The sequence below is a fragment of the Desulfocicer niacini genome (genome assembly GCF_054657595.1).
Window position 1 is genome coordinate 108359 of sequence record NZ_BAAHYK010000005.1, and the last position, 16957, is coordinate 125315.

14 protein-coding genes are annotated in these 16957 nt (G+C 47.7%); 6 read left to right on the forward strand and 8 right to left on the reverse strand.

Annotation, left to right across the window (positions count from 1 at the left end; translation table 11 throughout):
• The first annotated feature begins 329 nt into the window (after nt 1-329).
• The 3 genes from ACYQ2M_RS03895 to pylB all read left to right on the forward strand — a co-directional run bounded on the left by ACYQ2M_RS03895 (nt 330) and on the right by pylB (nt 3208).
• A complete protein-coding gene (locus tag ACYQ2M_RS03895; protein WP_459915007.1) occupies nt 330-962 on the forward strand; it encodes a cobalamin B12-binding domain-containing protein in 633 nt (210 codons plus the stop codon).
• A gap of 111 nt (nt 963-1073) precedes the next feature.
• Nucleotides 1074-1874 (forward strand): dihydropteroate synthase, encoded by an 801-nt coding sequence (locus ACYQ2M_RS03900; protein ID WP_459915008.1) that lies wholly within the window; start codon nt 1074-1076, stop codon nt 1872-1874.
• A 230-nt stretch (nt 1875-2104) separates the two neighbouring features.
• On the forward strand, nt 2105-3208 hold the full coding sequence (gene pylB, locus ACYQ2M_RS03905) for a methylornithine synthase PylB (RefSeq protein WP_459915009.1): 1104 nt from the start codon (nt 2105-2107) through the stop codon (nt 3206-3208).
• Here the strand turns inward: pylB and ACYQ2M_RS03910 are convergent.
• From ACYQ2M_RS03910 to ACYQ2M_RS03920, 3 genes are all read right to left on the reverse strand, one after another.
• On the reverse strand, nt 3183-4856 hold the full coding sequence (locus ACYQ2M_RS03910; protein WP_459915010.1) for an ABC transporter substrate-binding protein: 1674 nt from the start codon (nt 4854-4856) through the stop codon (nt 3183-3185). The genes pylB and ACYQ2M_RS03910 overlap by 26 nt on opposite strands.
• 223 nt (nt 4857-5079) lie before the next feature.
• Nucleotides 5080-5514 (reverse strand): (Fe-S)-binding protein, encoded by a 435-nt coding sequence (locus ACYQ2M_RS03915; protein ID WP_459915011.1) that lies wholly within the window; start codon nt 5512-5514, stop codon nt 5080-5082.
• A gap of 118 nt (nt 5515-5632) precedes the next feature.
• Nucleotides 5633-6031, reverse strand: a complete 399-nt coding sequence (locus ACYQ2M_RS03920; protein ID WP_459915012.1) for a hypothetical protein — start codon at nt 6029-6031, stop codon at nt 5633-5635.
• 292 nt (nt 6032-6323) lie between these two features.
• On the opposite strand from ACYQ2M_RS03920, the gene ACYQ2M_RS03925 reads away from it, so the two are divergent.
• Nucleotides 6324-7769, forward strand: coding sequence for a diadenylate cyclase (locus tag ACYQ2M_RS03925; RefSeq protein WP_459915013.1), 1446 nt, complete (start codon nt 6324-6326; stop codon nt 7767-7769).
• 46 nt (nt 7770-7815) lie between these two features.
• On the opposite strand, the gene ACYQ2M_RS03930 is transcribed toward ACYQ2M_RS03925, so the two are convergent.
• The 5 genes from ACYQ2M_RS03930 to ACYQ2M_RS03950 all read right to left on the reverse strand — a co-directional run bounded on the left by ACYQ2M_RS03930 (nt 7816) and on the right by ACYQ2M_RS03950 (nt 12195).
• Nucleotides 7816-9108: a diaminopimelate decarboxylase family protein gene (locus ACYQ2M_RS03930; protein ID WP_459915014.1), complete on the reverse strand. Its 1293-nt coding sequence runs from the start codon at nt 9106-9108 to the stop codon at nt 7816-7818.
• Nucleotides 9059-10342, reverse strand: a complete 1284-nt coding sequence (locus ACYQ2M_RS03935) for an ATP-grasp domain-containing protein (protein ID WP_459915015.1) — start codon at nt 10340-10342, stop codon at nt 9059-9061. The genes ACYQ2M_RS03930 and ACYQ2M_RS03935 overlap by 50 nt, the downstream gene beginning before the upstream one ends.
• An 86-nt stretch (nt 10343-10428) precedes the next feature.
• On the reverse strand, nt 10429-11517 hold the full coding sequence (locus ACYQ2M_RS03940) for a GNAT family N-acetyltransferase (protein WP_459915016.1): 1089 nt from the start codon (nt 11515-11517) through the stop codon (nt 10429-10431).
• Nucleotides 11498-11887: an S-adenosylmethionine decarboxylase gene (gene speD / locus ACYQ2M_RS03945; protein WP_459915017.1), complete on the reverse strand. Its 390-nt coding sequence runs from the start codon at nt 11885-11887 to the stop codon at nt 11498-11500. Before speD ends, ACYQ2M_RS03940 begins: the two co-directional genes overlap by 20 nt.
• 95 nt (nt 11888-11982) lie before the next feature.
• The gene (locus tag ACYQ2M_RS03950) at nt 11983-12195 is read right to left on the reverse strand and encodes a hypothetical protein (protein WP_459915018.1); all 213 of its coding nucleotides are present in this window, start codon (nt 12193-12195) and stop codon (nt 11983-11985) included.
• Between the two features lie 523 nt (nt 12196-12718).
• On the opposite strand from ACYQ2M_RS03950, the gene ACYQ2M_RS03955 reads away from it, so the two are divergent.
• Entirely contained in the window at nt 12719-14227 is a 1509-nt protein-coding gene (locus tag ACYQ2M_RS03955; RefSeq protein WP_459915019.1) for a sigma-54 interaction domain-containing protein, read from the forward strand.
• The gene (locus ACYQ2M_RS03960; RefSeq protein WP_459915020.1) at nt 14224-16785 is read left to right on the forward strand and encodes a mechanosensitive ion channel family protein; all 2562 of its coding nucleotides are present in this window, start codon (nt 14224-14226) and stop codon (nt 16783-16785) included. The genes ACYQ2M_RS03955 and ACYQ2M_RS03960 overlap by 4 nt, the downstream gene beginning before the upstream one ends.
• Nucleotides 16786-16957 lie beyond the last annotated feature (172 nt).

Genomic DNA, 16957 nt, shown 5'->3' on the forward strand with positions numbered 1-16957 from the left:
GTGTTTAATTTTTTAGATTTTAGCACAATATAACCCACATCGCCATGTCATTGGTGGGTTATCGTGGCAGATGCTGTGATCAAGCCCTTCTTTCTATGCGTAATGAATTTTCATCACGTCAGGATGTTTCGAAGAATTAGGGGATTGTTTTTTTGCAAGATTTTATTATAGAGATGATAGTCGGCGTAAACAACAAGGAAATTTATTTTGTGGCACAAAATATGCATTGATTTTATCAAAATAAATTTTATGTTTTAACTTAATGATGAAAATCAAAGAGGGCACCAGACTAGAGGTACCTCAAACAAAACAGATTTAAGGAGAGAAAAATGGTAGATTTTAATGCAATGATTGAAGCACTGGTAGCCTGTGATACAGATAAAGTGACCCAGCTGGTAAATGCAGCCATCGAAGAAAAGGTTCCCGCAACGGATATCCTGAACAAGGGCCTTATCGCCGGTATGGATATTGTTGGGGAAAAAATGGAAAACGGTGACATGTTCATTCCCGAAGTATTGATGGCAGCCCAGGCCATGGGAAGCTGCGTGGCTACCCTGAAACCCCTTCTTGGAGAAGGTGAAGGCGATGCCGGTGCCAGCGTGATCATCGGTACCGTTAAAGGAGATCTCCATGACATCGGAAAGAACCTGGTTGGCATGATGATGGAAAGCGCTGGCATGACCGTTCATAACCTGGGTGTGGATATTGCTCCTGAAGATTTCGTGGCTGAAATCAAAAAGAAAAATGCTCAGATCGTATGCCTTTCCGCCCTTCTGACCACCACCATGCCCATGATGAAAAAAACCGTTGACGCCATTGTTGAAAGCGGGCTGCGGGATCAGGTAAAAATCATGATCGGTGGTGCCCCTGTAACCCAGGCATTCTGTGAGGAGATTGGTGCAGATGGTTTTGCTCCGGATGCAGGTTCTGCTTCCAAAATGGCAAAAGCATTCGCCGCATAATTTTTTTTATATGAAAGACCAAGGTGCGTGCCACATGTCTTTCAAGTTTTGTTGCGGGCAGGCTCGGATTAAAATAAGGTTTGCCCGTGGCAGTTATAAGGAGATTTTTTGATGTTTGAAGTAATCGGAGAGAGAATTAACACGTCCAGAAAACTGGTCCAGGCTGCCGTGGCAGAGCGGGATGCAGAATATATCATCAACGACGTTAAGAAACAGCAGGAAGCCGGTGCCAACTTTATCGACGTTAATGCTGGTGCCCGCATCGGTCATGAAACCGAAGACATGAAGTGGCTGTTAGATACCATTCAGCCCATTGCCACGGTCCCCCTGGCATTAGACAGTCCTGACCCCGCCGTACTGGAGATGGCCTTCCAGATGGTTGAAAAGACCCCCATGATCAACTCCATTAGCCTGGAGAAAGATCGTTTTGATGCCATGATGCCTTTCCTTGAAGGTAAAGAGTGCAAGGTTATTGCTCTTTGCATGGACGATTCCGGCATGCCTGTCTCTGCCGATGATATTCTTGCCCGGGCCACCACCTTGGTGGAAGAACTCAATAAAATTGGCATTCCCACCAACGCCATCTATATTGATCCCCTGGTACAGCCCATCAGCACCGACAGCAATAAGGGTATGATGATTTTGAACGCCACACGGGCAATCAAGGCTAAATATCCCGAGGTTCACATCACCGGTGGTTTGTCCAATATTTCCTATGGACTTCCCCAGCGAAAGATCATCAACAGAACCTTTGTGGCTCTGATGATGGATGCCGGTATGGATTCAGCTATTATTGATCCCCTGGATGCCAAGATTATGGCCACCATCAAGACCGCTGACATGCTCATCGGAAATGACCAGTTCTGTGGGAATTATCTGAAAGGCGTTCGCTCTGGTGCCATTGAGAGCTGATGAAGTTTTTTAGGGCATCTGCTGTTTCGGGGTGCCACAAGTACCAGGATATTAAATGATAAGTTACCACTCATGAATATCAGTGCTTTTTTGCACAAAATATATTTGAAGCTACAATTTCAGTTCTAAGTTATGGGTTAAAAGTTGTGGGGTTATCGTCAGGCTTTTTCAGCGGAAGACTCTGGAAAAGCCTGATTTTTTTTATTCAAAGTGTACCCGTGGAGGAAATCATGCACACAGAGCCAACTGTTTTTTATTTGCCGGAACTTTTACATCATCTGGCCAACGGTGGCCGGGCCGACAGAAATCAAATCAAATCTTTACTCAGCCTTACCCACACCGAAGATATTGAACGGCTGTTTAAAACTGCTCGGGAGGTTCGTGAAAAGCATTTTGGCAACAAGATTTTTTTGTATGGATTTCTTTATTTCAGTACATTTTGCCGCAATGATTGCCGCTTCTGTCAATACAGACAAGCCAATCGTCTCCTTGCCCGGTATCGCAAAAATGAATCCGAAATTCTGTCAGCGGCACGGGAGATGGCCAACACAGGTGTGCATCTCATTGATCTGACAATGGGAGAAGATCCACAGTTGTTCGCCGATGGGGACAAGGGCTTTGAACGCCTTTCCGATATCTGCCGTAAGGTGCATCAGGAAACCGGATTGCCGATTATGATTTCTCCGGGAGTGATGCCCGATCATGCCCTTGAAATGCTTGCGGATGCCGGTGTCACTTGGTATGCCTGTTACCAGGAGACCCACAGTAGACCCCTTTACAGCCGCCTGCGATCCGGACAGGATTTTGATGAAAGAATGGCAGCAAAGCGCACGGCCCTGAAGCGTGGAATGCTCATTGAAGAAGGCCTTCTCACCGGTGTGGGCGAATCCGTGGATGATCTGGCCACATCAATGGAGATGATGGCGGACTTAGATGCCCATCAGGTCCGGGTCATGACCTTTGTTCCCCAGGAGGGAACCCCCATGGCGGAGGTGCCCCCCAGTGACAATCTCAAGGAACGGATGATTATTGCCGTTATGCGCCTTTTGTTTCCTGACCGATTGATCCCGGCCTCCCTGGATGTGGATGGCCTGGATGGATTAAAGGCTCGTCTGGATGCCGGTGCAAATGTCATCACCAGTATCGTTCCACCGAAAAAGGGCCTTGCCGGTGTGGCACACAATTCCCTTGATATTGAGGATGCAAGACGTACCCATGAGTCCATTAGCCCCATTCTGGAGACCTGTGGACTGGAGGTGGCTGGCACAGAGACGTACAATGCCTGGATAGAAAACCAGATTAAGACGCTTATGCCGCTCCACCCTGATTGTTGATCCACATGTCTTCTATTTTGCAGTATCCACTGGGATGCGCCTGGACACCTTCAATTTTTTTCCCGGTTATAAACCAGGTATTAATCCAAAAGGCATTACAGATGGAGCCCCGTTCCTGCTGAATCTGCTCCAATTGAGCAAAGATTTTCCGCCGTTTCTCAATGTCAACGGTGCCGTTGGCCTTTTTTAACAAAGTTGAAAATTCTTTGTCGACCCATCTGGTTTCGTTCCATGCCACAGGTTTTCCGTTTTCATCTGCGGTATAGGCCAGGTTCAGTACCATGGTTCCCAACGGGCGATGGCTCCACACAGTGATACCAAGATCAACTTCAGTCCATTTTTCCCAATACTGGTTGTTGGGCATGGATTTGATGGCGATGTTGAAGCCTGCCGGAGCCGCGTCCTGTTTGAGAATTTCTGCGTATCGTACAATTTCATTCCACCCGTTACCAACGGCAATATTCACCGTCAATCCATCGGGGTATCCGGCCTCTTTTAAAAGTGCTTTAGCCCGCTCCGGGTTGTATTCCGGGGTTTTAATAGGGGCGTATTCGGGGTGTTTGGGAGACACATGGATATCCTGGCCCAGTAAGCCTTCACCAAAAAAGGCCAGGGACAGTATTTTTTCCCGATGCTGGCACAGCTTTAATGCTTGACGGACGCGATTGTCGGACCATGGTTTCATATCCACCCGCATTCTTACAACCCGGGTCTGGTTGGTGGCAATGGGGTAGATATTGACGTTGGGATCATCCTTTAACGCCCGGAAGGCTTCTGTGGCCCCCAGATCCCCAAAGTCAATCATGTCAATGTCCCCGGAGCTGATGGCGGATATCATGGGGGCCATTTCACCGCCCATGTCCAGGAATTCCACCTTGTCCAGATAGGGTAAAAGCTGTCCATCAGCACCTTTTTTCCAATAGTCATCGCGGCGTTTGATGACACATCGTTCTCCTTCAACATATTCTTCCAGCGTGTATGGCCCTGTGCCGTGGGGGGCTTTGATGAAATCTCCTTGAAAGGTCCGGTGGTTTAAAATCATTGCAGGATAATGAAATAAATGCTCGGGCACCGCAATTTCAGGTGTTTTCAGGTGCAATTTAATCTGGTGATCATTTATTTTTTCTATGCCGGAAAGATCCAGATATCCACTCATCAATGCCAGCATTGATGAGCCGACATCCTTGTCAAACCACTGTTGAAAGGTGAAAATAACATCGTCTGCTGTAAAATCGTCTCCGTTATTAAATTTAATGCCTTTTCGCAGATTCAATGTCCAGATTTTGATGTCATCACTGACGTGCCAGTTTTCCAGCAGATAGGGGTGCGTCACATTCTGGGCATCTGTGTAGGTCAGATACTCTGCTATGTTTCTCAATTGGTTGGTGGGGGAAATCCATGAGATGTTGGATGGATGTGATATTTTTTGAACCGGAGATGCAATACGTATAATGCCGCCACGTTTTATGGTGGAGGCCTCTGCCTTGGCTGCCGGATACAACAGAATGCCGGCCATCTGGGATGCCGCAGCAGCGGAAACGCCTAAAAGCGAAGCATATCGAATAAATTCTCGACGGGTCAATTTTTTTTTGTCCAGGTCGTTTTTCAGTGAATGAACCGCTTTGTGGACCTGTTTACTCTTATTCATTTTTCCTCCTTAATGGTTGATAATGCGTAGCCATTGAAAATGAATAAAAGAAAACATCTCTTTGTACATAGAAACCAGAATCTGTGCACATTTTTTATAATTTTAAAGCAAATTCAATGGCTTGTATTTGCCTGCGTTCTGAGCTTTTGGAATGAAATTCAAAGACTGGATACTTCCAGATTAGATATCATCTCCAGTAGCCTATGGTGTTTAGGCCCATATTTCAAGGAAAAGTTGTGGGTTGTACTTTGCGCAGCAGCTTCGCAAGATCATGGACAACTATATTGCTGTTACATTCTTTAAGACCGTACTGGAGCATGGTGATGCAGTAGGGGGAAGCAGATGCCACCATTTGCGCTCCGGTGTCCGTGATCTCTTTTGCACGGTTCACATTCATATGGCTGCCCAATGTCTCCTCCATGAACATTCGTGCACCACCGGCACCGCAGCAGAAACCGTTGCCTTTTGAGCGTTTCATCTCAATGGTTGGCTGGCCCTGGTTCATCCGGGTGATGAGCTGTCTTGGTTCATCAAAGATTTTGTTCCATCGACCAAGATAGCAGGAGTCATGGAAGGTGATGGTACCAAGGGCTCTGTCATCCAGGATTAATTTGTTCTGCTTGAACAGTTCCATCAGGAATTGGGAATGATGCGCCACCGGAAAGTGGCACCAAATTCCGGGTATTCGTTTTTCAAAATATTGTAAGTGTGGGGGCAAGCCGTGAGTATGCGTTTGGGCTTGCATTCATTAAGGGGCTCAACAGGGTGCATGAGCATCATCTGGGCCAGATATTTATATCTTCGTAGGCACGGCAGGTGGTGCAGACCCACAGGACATCAGGCGTGATGCCCGAGGTTTTCCCCGCAAGGGGTTCGATCTCATCTTTATTGCCGTCCAAAATGGGCTGGGACCATTGGAATAAATTGGTTTTGAGATTAAGGATAACGGTGTGGGTCCAGCCCGTTATTTTTTTGCGCCGTACATTGCTCTGGCCCAGTATATCCTTAAACACAACCTCCATTCGCTGTCGTATGGGATCTGGCAGACCTGGACCTTTTCCGTCCATGGATTGCATGATGAGATAAAGTCGTTTTACTTTGGTTTTAAAGAGGTAAAACGCCCCGGCGAGAAAGAGTGTCATAATCGCTGATTTGAGAGCAATATACAGTGTCATGGTTTCAGTATTCCTGTTTTTCCCGTTCCTTTGTTAATGCCGGTGCCACAATTTTTGGACTTTATTGTGCCCTGACTTCTTTGAAACAAGTCAAGTCAGGAAGTTGTGTCGAGGGTAAAAAAAATTGCTCATCAAGTAATAGGTGTTGGCAAGGACTCTTTATTTTTATAAAGTCAAACTCCAATAGATATCAATGAAATTGTAACCAAGCCCCGAACGTTTGATTGACGAGGTCCTGTTAACAATCGTTGAAGACCAACTTAAACATCAAATAACCGGAGAGACACTGCCTATGGATGAATATGCCTTTAATTGCAGCTGTATCCGCGAAAGCATGGAAGGGTTGAGGGAAGGCCTGACCCATTTTTCCGGGCCCAGCCGCACAGCCGTGATTTACGCCATTAAACCCGAAGATCCCATATACATTTATGATCCGCAAAATCTTCTTGCCGGTCATGAGCCAAAAATCAAAGAGCTGTATCTTGATGTGGATGCATGGCGTAGAAGAATCAACCTTTGCTATGATAAAAAAAAATTCAGCAATCTGGTTCCGGAAAAGAACCTGGAACTGGCAGGACTGATTTCCTGTGGCGGATGCTCAAGTTCTGTGGTTTATCAAATGTGGTTTACCGAACACCATCCGGACATGTGCTCCATCGGCCCCACTGAAAGGTGGCTGGAACAGGCTGTGTGGCGGGTCTCCCATGATATCGCCAATGAAGAAGAGCTGTACACCGGCATTTCAGGTGGTTTCCTCAAAGAATATGCCACCCATGCGGTGAGGGATTATCTGGTGGATGAGATGAATGTGCTGCTCGGATGGGACACCCGGGTCCGGGTATACCCGATTCTGGAAGCGGTACTTAAAATATCCAGAACCCCTGAAGAAGGGGCATGGCCAAAGGGTAAATTGCTTTTTGCGGAAAAGCACTCCCTTGGTAAAATGAACTTTCTTGCAAAGTTTCCCAAGGCAGAACAACCCCTTTTGGAGAATGTTAAGCATATTAGAAAACTCCTCCAGGCCGTTCAAAACTCAGACCGGAGACTGGTGGCAGATGAAAAAAATATCATCGGCATCATCAACGAAGACAATCCTGATTTTTCCATCATGGCCGATTTTAAAGGTCGGTATGGATTTTTAAAACTCAATGAAAAGAAGGTGTGTTCTTTTTCAGACGGCTGTTTTAAGTCAACCACCCGTAAAGCAAAGCTTGTGCAGGTTGAAGAGGTGTTGCTGGACTCTGACATGAATCCTGAAGATGTGTCCACTTTATTTAAAATTATTTCCGGGATTGTTCATAGTGCAGCCAGTCAGCGGCATGGCTGCAGCATTGTTGTTGACCTGAATGAGTCCCCCATTTTTATGCCGGGTAATTCGGTGGTAAATCCCCTTGAACTTGAAGATTATGAAAATCTGGAACTGGCCAAATCTCTTGCCAGGGTGGATGGTGCCCTGCATATAGGGATGGACTTGAAATTGCACAAATTTGCCTGTCTGCTGGACGGCGATTATGTGGCAACTGAAAACAGAGCCCGGGGGGCCCGGTTTAATTCTGCGCTTCGGTTCACTGCAAAACATGAAAAAATCATGGTCATTGTGGTCTCATCGGATTCCCTTGTCTCTGTGGTGATGGGCGGTATAGTGCTTGACACCAAATGGCGCCTGAAGCCTTCCATGATTTGCAGCGGACCTGTGCTGCTGCAAAGGTGGATTGATACCTCTGATTTGTCTTATTAGGCTTTCATCGCCATTGAGGGACTTCATTCAGGAGCATCACGCTTACTCAAGGAAAAGACAGCACCGGGGGAACGGCCTTGATGAATTCCTGACGCAGGCTGTATGTGTAAGCCCCCTGGGTGGGAATCATGAGAATATCTCCCTCTTTTATTTCCTTTCCAAAGTAGCGGTATCCCCATACATCATGGGGGGTACAAAGCGATCCAAGGATCAGGCATTCCTTTTCGGTCATGGCTGGGCGGGTGAGATTAAGTACCGGGAAATAGTCAATTTCAAAGCGTTCCCACCCCACGGCACTGGTACCGGCGTCGGTGATCACCAGATCCTCATATTTTTTGTCCATGACCTTGATGATAATGTGCATGGCGTCATTGCATATCCAGCGCCCGGGTTCAAAGCAGATACGGCAGTCCAGGCGGTTATGGATATGTTCACAGATTGCCAGGCTGAGCTCCCGGGCAAAGATGTCAATGGGGGTGGATGGGTTAATTTCCATCACCGTTCCATTTCTTCGCTTTTCCATGTCCGGCTGTAAAAGCACCCATTCGCCCTGTTCCGGCCAGTAGCCTCCGCCGATATCGATAAACGCAATGAGGTTGAGATCCGGGGCCGTAAGCGTTCCAAGGGTTTCTCCCAATTCTTTGATGAAAGCCACCTGTTTTTTCGGATTCATGTTCCAGCTGGAGTGAAACTGAAGTCCCTGGAAACGGATGTGCGGGCAGTTTTTTGCGGCCTGGATGAATGCATTTAAATCCCTTAAAAGAATGCCGAATTTTTTCCATAATCCTGTGGGTTCCGTGGTGAGGCGCACACCGGTGCGAATTGTGGTATTCTGCCGGGCTGCCCGGTCTTCAAGGCGCTTAAGTTCGGTTATGCTGTCCATGAGAACCACCACCTGCTGGCTGTGGCTCACAGCCAGATCCAGCTCTGCCTCTGTTTTGCCTGGCCCGCTGAAGACGATGTCGGTGGCTCCTATGTCCAGGGCCAGGGCCAGCTCTTCACCACTTGATACATCAAGGCCGAACCCACTTTTCAGCACCGTCCGGGACACATCGGGAAAGTTGTTGCTCTTCATGGCATAATAGAAGCCCGTGTCCGGCAGGTGATTCTGAAAGGCCCTTTTAAAGGTGGTGGCCCGGGCGGTGATGATCCCGGGTTCAAATACATAACAGGGGGTCAGATGTCTGCCCATGGTGGCTATAAACTGCCTGCCCTTACTAAAACAGGTCTCCACAAAGGAAAGCATCTCATCCCCGGCTGGTGTCACGGTGTCGGGCTTCAGTGTCTCTTCAATCTGCATGGTCGTGTGATCTTTGTTCTGTTTTGGAAGGTGCCACATGCTCCTTGCCATGGTTGATGTCGATATTCAAGAGCGATAACAGCTGAAGGCTCTGGGTTTCACAGGATAAAAGGGTTGAGGGTTTGAACAGAATATGTCCCAGATTCCATGAATCATAATCCTCCGGTGGCAGTTGAATCACATGGCCCGGTTTGTGTTTGATGTACACATCCTGTACCCGGCTGTCTGCCATGAGACGGGAGGTGTCAATGTCCTTAAGGATTCCGGCCCGGTGAGCGTGGATTCGAAGGCCCACCATAGGGGCGAATCGTCGGGATGGTTGGAATTTAAACTCCGGCTGGGCGCTCATGCTGATATTCAAAGACAAGATATCAAGATTCATTCCTTTTTCAATGAGCCAGGGCAGGCAGTCTCCGCCGGGTCGTGGGGTCATCTCCAGCAGGGAGGCACCGGTTTCCGTGACAATGAAATCCAGCATGCAGATGCCTCTTTTGATACCCAGGGCCCGGGCCGCGTTCATCAACAGGCGCTCAAGGTTTTTTGGTGAGACATTGCCCCTGGGAAAATCCACCAGCTCGTAGGCCATGATGGTGCCGAAAACCGGTATGGGGGAATGGATTTTCCGGGTGAACCGGATGGGATGCGCCCCCTGGTTGTCCATGAAAAAATCACAGCTGTACTCATTGCCCTCCACAAAGGTTTCTATGATGACGTCCTGATGGTCCTGTCCCTGGCAGACGGTGTGGTATGCGGTTTCACAGGCCGTGGCAGTGTCACAGCGATATACGCGTTCGCTGCCACTTCCGTCTATGGGCTTGAGCACGCAGGGTGTTCCCATTTCTTTGAAGAAATCCATTGCCGCCGGAGCGGACCCGATCCGCTGGGCCCAGGGGGTCTCCACATCGTTTCGGGTCCACAGACGACGGGTGATGGATTTATCCCGGCAGGCCTCAATGGTTTTAAGGCTGTGATAAGAAAGATTGAAAGATGCGGCCATGCGGGCGGCAAGTGCCATGGATTCACAGTCAAAGCATGAGATACCATTGAGTTCAATGCCATGGGTCTGCAGGTGGGCCTTTACGTTATAAATCACCGTATCCGGGCAGGAAAGATCACACAATACCTCTTCGTCGGGGGCGGGTGCTTTTTCCCGTGCCTTTTTCCGAATGGATGTTCCGGTGATGAACAGCAGTTTGCCGGGTAATTTCTTTCCTAAAAGATCAATGTAGTCCGAGGTGGTTCCCACCACAGCGGTTTTATGACGGAGATGCATGTCCGCATCCTTTTTCGGGTATGTTTGTGTATGAAAATGTGGACCTAACCAGCGGGCACCAGATCCGATTCGTTCGGTCCCAAAGGCTATAGGCCCGTGGTGGTTATTTTATACAATGGGCGGCAAGAGAGGTGAAACCGTTCTTTCCATCCGAAATCGCCACATAGAAAATCAAGGGTATGTATGTCCTCCAGGGGCATGTTTCCCAGCCGATCTTCATGGGCGCAGGCCCATTGGATGTGATGAAGGTTGATCAGCTTTGCAATGCCCGGAACGGCTTTGGAGGTTCCCCCTGCCAGAAATGAGCAGGTGTGGTTCCACACCGCTGCCATATCCACGGCGGTCACTTCATTGTCCACCAGTACGGTCACCACCCGCAGCATGTTTTCCCGGTGCAGCATGTGGGCAAGTTCCCTGAAGGCGTTTAAAAAACGGGGGTCATGAAAGTACCCGTTTTCTCCGAAATTGTTGCGATTAAACTGGAACAGGGTCTCCACATCTTCCAGGTCATTGTATCGAAAATCAATCCCTTTTTTTTCAATGCCACGAATTTCCGCCAGGATTTTCTTTCTGGATTTCCCGGCAAATAATTCCAGATAAGCGGGGTATTGCGCCTCCTTTATACCATGATTTTTCGCATGAAAGAGATATCCAGTTTCATCAATATCCAGACCCCAGGGTAAGCCAGGCATGGGGGCAATTCCATCCTTGCCGCTGGCTTTACTGGTTTTTTTCAGGTGGTCCGGGCACAGGTAACGCATCTCGGCAGCACCGGGAATCCCATGGAGCAGTTGCGCCATCACCGCCATGTCCGGGGCAATGATTTTATTTTGCTCCATCCATGTCCGCCCCTTCCAGGTTTCCCCGGGAAAGAAGGAGAATTCTTTTTTCTCTTCAACCCATGACAGGGGCAGCATGCCGTTAATGTCATTTATATCAATGTCATCTGTTTTGATGCCCTCCGCATTTTTCCCGGGGCAGGTGCTGTGTTTTTCCCCGGCATAATGAACCACAAAGCAGTTCTTTCGCCCAAAATGCCGGGCAAAAATTTCTCTGATCTCCCATAGATCAAAAATATTGTCCCGGGGATAGAGGCGCTTCCACAGGCGCTCACAGGTTGCGTCATCTTCTATGATGGCAATCTTTCCCACGTCACTATTTCCGGTGGGTGACATTGGACAGAGTCGCAATTCCTTCAAAATATCCCTGGGAAAAAACTTTTACCACTTCCGGGTCATAGGCTTTGCAGCTGAAAACATCCAGATACACGGTGTTGGTCAAGTTGGCAAAATGGGCAGATATAAGAGATGTCTCAATGAGCTGCACCATGGAAAAACCCGCCACTTTTTCATCTTCTCCGAAGTGGACCACCAGGGTTTCTCCGAATCGTTTCATTTCTATGAGATCACACAGATCTTTGACAAATTGTTTGATATATTCGGCATCCCGGATTTTGTCGGGATTGCAACCATAAATATCAATGGATGAGGCAATGCCCCACGCCTCTTCCGCGGGTGCAACGTTTTTAAATGCGACAACTCCCATTTCTTAAAGTCCTTATATAATTCATTCGTTGTTTTTCTTGCGGGACACATCCCATTCATCGGAAAAGGCCGATGCCGTTATCAGCTCATTTGTATTCAGCGTTGTTTTTTGCTTCTCAGCTCATCATCCAGAAAATCATCTTTAGCGGTCTTTTTACGATGGAGGCGTTTGCCCACATCTTTACGTTTCTTTGATTCTGTTGTATCTTCATCCTCATAGAACTCATCATCAAGGGTGTCCTTGAATTTTAAACTCGATTTTTTGCTGCCGTCGCTGTTTTTAATGTATCTGGTTTTGGCTTTTTTCATTTTTTTTGGTCTCTTTTTCAAATTGTTGTCAAAGTCTTATGCCTGTCAGTGATCAAGAAGCCTCGACACCTTGTTGAAATACTTATTTAAAGATATGATTGATCTGGACTTACGCCCCCATGGCAATCTGCCTGTTTATGCATATCCGTGTATGTCATTATCTACAGCAAGGGGTGTGCCATTTTGAATATAAATGGTGTATAATGCTGATATTATTTGATAAAAAAAATATTAATCGGGCGGAATAAAAAATATCGGTAATTTTTTTCTTAAATTGTTGACGAAAAAAAAGAATTTATGTACCGAAAATTAAAATACGGATAATTAATACCGATTTTTGACAATGATTTGGCAGGCCTTGATATGCTTCCCTGGAAGATTTCATGGGGGAGCCATGGTATGACAACGCTTCTTTCATGCATATGACAGGTTTTTCTCCATTTGAGACCATATATAAAACATCTGGAGCACATAAAGCCTGAATCACGAACTGCTTAGTCACTGAGGGTTTCAGGAGAACCACATGCTGCTCAGACTGGCGCTGGCCATCAATGATAAAAAACTGGAAACAAAAATAGCTGGAAAACTGGATGCCATCTCCGATCTTCAGATCAAACGCTTTGGTTCCAATAACAGTGCATGGCAATCCCTGGTGAGGAGTTGTGCCGATATCTTTCTCATCAGTGATACCATGATCCCCAAACCGGTGGAATCGGGGCTCTCCATATTAAATAATCTTCCGGAAAATCCCATGACCATTGTCCTGCATGCCAATGACTCCTCTGAGGACCACGCCGTTCTGCTGGCAGCGGGGGCGGATTCCGTCCTTTATTCCGGTATGGTCACCCCCAGGCTTGTTGAGGTCATGGAAACTATCATTGAGTCCCGCCGGCAGTACAATCTCATGGATCGATATGATCGCAAGGGCCGCCTCAAGCCCAAAATCAGTGATTTTGTGTCGGACAGCCAGCAGATGCAGATTTTCATGGAAGAGGTACACCAGGTGGTTACCAGTGACACCACCCTGCTGATTCTCGGTGAAACCGGCGTGGGAAAGGAGCATCTGGCCAAGGCCATCCACGCAGAAGGACCCCGTTCCAACGGCCCTTTTGTTGCCGTAAACACCGCAGCATTACCGGATCAGCTGCTGGAAAGTGAGCTCTTCGGCCACGAACAGGGAGCCTTCACCGGTGCCATCCGTGCCCGTCGGGGCAGTTTTGAACTGGCCCATGGCGGCACCATTTTTCTGGATGAAATCGGGGATATGCCCCTGCACCTTCAGACCAAACTGCTCCGGGTGCTCCAGGAGTATGAAATTGTCCCCATTGGCGGAGAAGAGCCCACCTGGGTGGATGTCAGAATCATTGCCGCCACCAACAAAGATTTGGAACAGGAGATTGAGCAAGGAAGGTTCCGCCGGGATCTGTTTTACCGCATCAGCGTTATTTCTTTGACCATTCCCCCCCTGAGTCGTCGAAAAGAAGATATTCCGGCCTTAATCCGCAGTTTTATTTCCCATTACCGCAAGAGGATAGGGCGGGATGTGGTGGCTATTTCCGATGACGCGGTGGCTGTCATGAGCAGGTATGCCTGGCCCGGGAATGTCAGAGAGTTGATGAACGTCATTGAGCGTGCCATGCTTCTGTGCCGGGGTGATATCATTACCCTCAAGAATCTTCCCGAAGGTATTTTGACAGGGGGGAATTCTGAAAATGAAAAAAGCATGATTCGTCCCGGGGGGGGGAGTGTTTATCCCCTGTCTTTTTCCGGTGAGTCTGTGACCTCTTCACAGGAAGAAAATCCGCATCCCCGGGATAAATATCAATTTGATGTGAGCACCTGGGAAGGGAAAACCCTTCCTCAGGTGACGGAAGATGTGTTAAGGCAGGTGGAAAAAATTTACCTTGAACGGGTGCTCTCAAAGGCCCGGGGACGGGTGGGTAAGGCTGCAGAATTGGCGGGTATTCATCCCCGGGGTCTTTACAATAAGATGAAACAGCTGGGGATACAAAAGGAGATTTATAAAAAATGAGAAAAACCATTCTCTTGTTCACTGTGGGGTTAATATGTCTCTCATCGTTATTGTATGCCCAACCCCCTGTGGCTGCGCCATCCGTGGACGATAGAAATAACCAGGTGCAGTTTGAGCAGGCCGTTGAATCCGCCAGGGAGGGGCTGGGTCTCTTTGAAAAAGAACTGCTGGCGGAAAAGAAAATTTTTGAAGACCTGATGGCCCAGCAGCAGATTTACCGGACCCAGATTAATTCCCTTCGCAATTTTCTCATTGTCCCTGATATCAGCACCTCGGTCATTGGAAAAGGTCTGGAAGAGGTGGATATCGCCACCACCCTGATTCAATCAAAGATTCAAAAGGCAGGGGAACGGGATGTAAAAATCCGCCAGACCCTTTCAGGGGTGCAGGACAAAATCCAGTTGATCGATGAGCGGATAAAAGAAGCAGAGTCTATGTCCAAAGAAAGCACGGACAGGGAAGGCATGGACAGAACTGCGGATATTAAAAAGTTTAAAGCCTATCGTACCCTTCTGGAAAAACAGAAAAAAGTCTTGCTGACCCTCCTGGATGTGGTGGCTTCGGAGATAAAGGCTGAAGATGACCTGCTCATCGCCTTTAAAGAGATTCGGGTGACCTTGAAAAAGGAGCTCAAAGACCGAAAGGGTGGGCAGCTGTTCCAGCGCAATGAGATTGAATTAAAAACCTTTTCCCCCACCACTGTGGCAAAGGAGCTGCTGCTTTCCTTCTCAACGGTGAGGCCGTTGTTTACCCGGGACCAAGTGTCCCAGAGATGGATACAGTTCCAGGAACAGATGAATTTGAGAGCTGTGATTATCCTGGTGGTTTTTTTTCTGATCAGCTTTTTTTTCAGAAAGGGTCTAAAACTGATCCGCAGCAAAGAAGAATACACCAATGTTATTTCCCGGCGGACGGGGTATCCCCTCATCGTGTTTGAGGATGCTCTTTTTTATATTTTCTGGATATGTCTCACCATCACATTGTCCAAGACCAGCTTTTATGTGGTTTTCCCCGATATTATCAATTTTTTTAAAACCCTGCTGATTGTCTGCCTTTGCACCAAGATTGCAGCGGATTCCATTCGTCTCATCGTCAATGAAAAAGGGCATGAACTTTTCAATGCTCTGTTTAAATGGAAAAATGCCTTTGTTCTCGGGGTGAGACTGTATGCCCTTGTGTATCTGCTGTTTTACCGTTTTCTGTCCCTGGAAAGCGCGCTTCTGGTGCTCATCAAAATTTCCTCAGAGCTTGTGCTGCTGGTGGGGGTTTTTCTGTTCTGGAGAGATTTTGCAAAGACAAAAATCCCCACAGCTGCCATGGGCATCAAGTTGTTAAATATCTGGTCAAAGGTGGTGGTGGTTTCCGGGCTTTTTGCGGAAATTTCAGGATATGGTAATTTTTCCGCCTGGTGGTACATCTCCTGGGGGATTTCCATTGTGGTTTTGTGTGTCTGTGGTTTGCTGTTTTATTCCATGAAGGACATCGACCGCAAATTCAAGGATAAATTTGTGTCCGAGTCCCGACAGACCCATGGGGTTTTTTCGCCCCTGTACTGGATTTTTTCCAACGGCATTTATTTTTTTATTATTGCCTTTGCTGTGACCGGGCTGGCCTTCTCCTGGGGCATCAGCGATCTGTTTTTTCCTTTCATCTGGGAGAACTTTAACCGGAAATATGTGATGGGTAATTTCCAATTAAGCTTTGCCGGTTGTGCCTACTGGCTGCTGGTGATCCTTGCCACCTATTTTTTCACCCGCATGTGGAAACGGTTGATGGCCGATCATATTTTAAAGCAGAGCGGACTGTCCACCGGGGCAAAGGAATCGGTTATCACCATTTCCGTTTATATCATCTGGGGCATCGGTATTCTCATCAGTTTGAATGTTTTCGGTCTTGACACCACTTCGCTCACCGTTGCCTTTGGTGCCCTCAGCATCGGGCTTGGGTTTGGGCTTCAGAATATATTCAGCAATTTCATCAGCGGGTTGATTTTGTTGTTTGAACGCCCCATACAGGTGGGGGACGTGGTGGAAGTGGCCGACATCTGGGGGGAGGTGAAAAAAATAAATGTCCGCTCAACCCTGGTTCAGACCTATACCAATGCCTCGCTGATTATTCCCAATTCGGAATTTATCAGTGCCAAGGTGACCAACTGGAGTCATCAGGATCCTTACATCAGGAGGGATCTCCTGGTCGGCGTCTCCTACGGGTCCGACACCGATCTTGTGAAGAGCCTCTTACTGAAGGCCGCGGAATCGGTGAAGGAAGTTTACTCCTATCCCCGGAAACCCACGGTGCTGTTCCTTGATTTCGGCTCAAGTTCCCTGGATTTTAAATTGCGTTTTTGGTCCAGTATTGATGATTTTGTGACAGCTGAAAGTCAGCTGCGATTTGAAATTGACAGGCTTTTCAGGGAACACGATGTGGTTATTCCATTTCCCCAGCAGGATGTTCATATCATGGATGTTCCCTCGGGATTGTTCCAGAAACGGCGAAATGACAGCCTTGAAAAAGAAGAGGCGCATCTTCCGGAAACTCCGGTACCTGAATCTGTGTAAGGGAGTTCATTATAACGGGCATGTCCTGTCGGACACAACGAATATTGAAAATGGTAAATGGCATTATGCCGCCCCTCCCCCGACGGTCAATGGTCCCGGACCGGAACTGTAGACAGCTCGATTGTCCGGTTCCTATTGCCCATCGGGGGAGGGGCTCTGTTGAGGTAGACTT

What these genes read in the sequence shown, in the direction of transcription:
- ACYQ2M_RS03935 (WP_459915015.1), bottom strand. Translation starts at nt 10,342, where the DNA reads ATGCATCTCCGTCATAAAACCGCTGTGGTGGGAACCACCTCGGACTAC.
- ACYQ2M_RS03960 (WP_459915020.1), top strand. Translation starts at nt 14,224, where the DNA reads ATGAGAAAAACCATTCTCTTGTTCACTGTGGGGTTAATATGTCTCTCA.
- ACYQ2M_RS03950 (WP_459915018.1), bottom strand. Translation starts at nt 12,195, where the DNA reads ATGAAAAAAGCCAAAACCAGATACATTAAAAACAGCGACGGCAGCAAA.
- ACYQ2M_RS03930 (WP_459915014.1), bottom strand. Translation starts at nt 9,108, where the DNA reads ATGTGGCACCTTCCAAAACAGAACAAAGATCACACGACCATGCAGATT.
- ACYQ2M_RS03900 (WP_459915008.1), top strand. Translation starts at nt 1,074, where the DNA reads ATGTTTGAAGTAATCGGAGAGAGAATTAACACGTCCAGAAAACTGGTC.
- ACYQ2M_RS03920 (WP_459915012.1), bottom strand. Translation starts at nt 6,031, where the DNA reads ATGACACTGTATATTGCTCTCAAATCAGCGATTATGACACTCTTTCTC.
- ACYQ2M_RS03955 (WP_459915019.1), top strand. Translation starts at nt 12,719, where the DNA reads ATGCTGCTCAGACTGGCGCTGGCCATCAATGATAAAAAACTGGAAACA.
- ACYQ2M_RS03895 (WP_459915007.1), top strand. Translation starts at nt 330, where the DNA reads ATGGTAGATTTTAATGCAATGATTGAAGCACTGGTAGCCTGTGATACA.
- ACYQ2M_RS03940 (WP_459915016.1), bottom strand. Translation starts at nt 11,517, where the DNA reads ATGTCACCCACCGGAAATAGTGACGTGGGAAAGATTGCCATCATAGAA.
- pylB (WP_459915009.1), top strand. Translation starts at nt 2,105, where the DNA reads ATGCACACAGAGCCAACTGTTTTTTATTTGCCGGAACTTTTACATCAT.
- speD (WP_459915017.1), bottom strand. Translation starts at nt 11,887, where the DNA reads ATGGGAGTTGTCGCATTTAAAAACGTTGCACCCGCGGAAGAGGCGTGG.
- ACYQ2M_RS03910 (WP_459915010.1), bottom strand. Translation starts at nt 4,856, where the DNA reads ATGAATAAGAGTAAACAGGTCCACAAAGCGGTTCATTCACTGAAAAAC.
- ACYQ2M_RS03925 (WP_459915013.1), top strand. Translation starts at nt 6,324, where the DNA reads ATGGATGAATATGCCTTTAATTGCAGCTGTATCCGCGAAAGCATGGAA.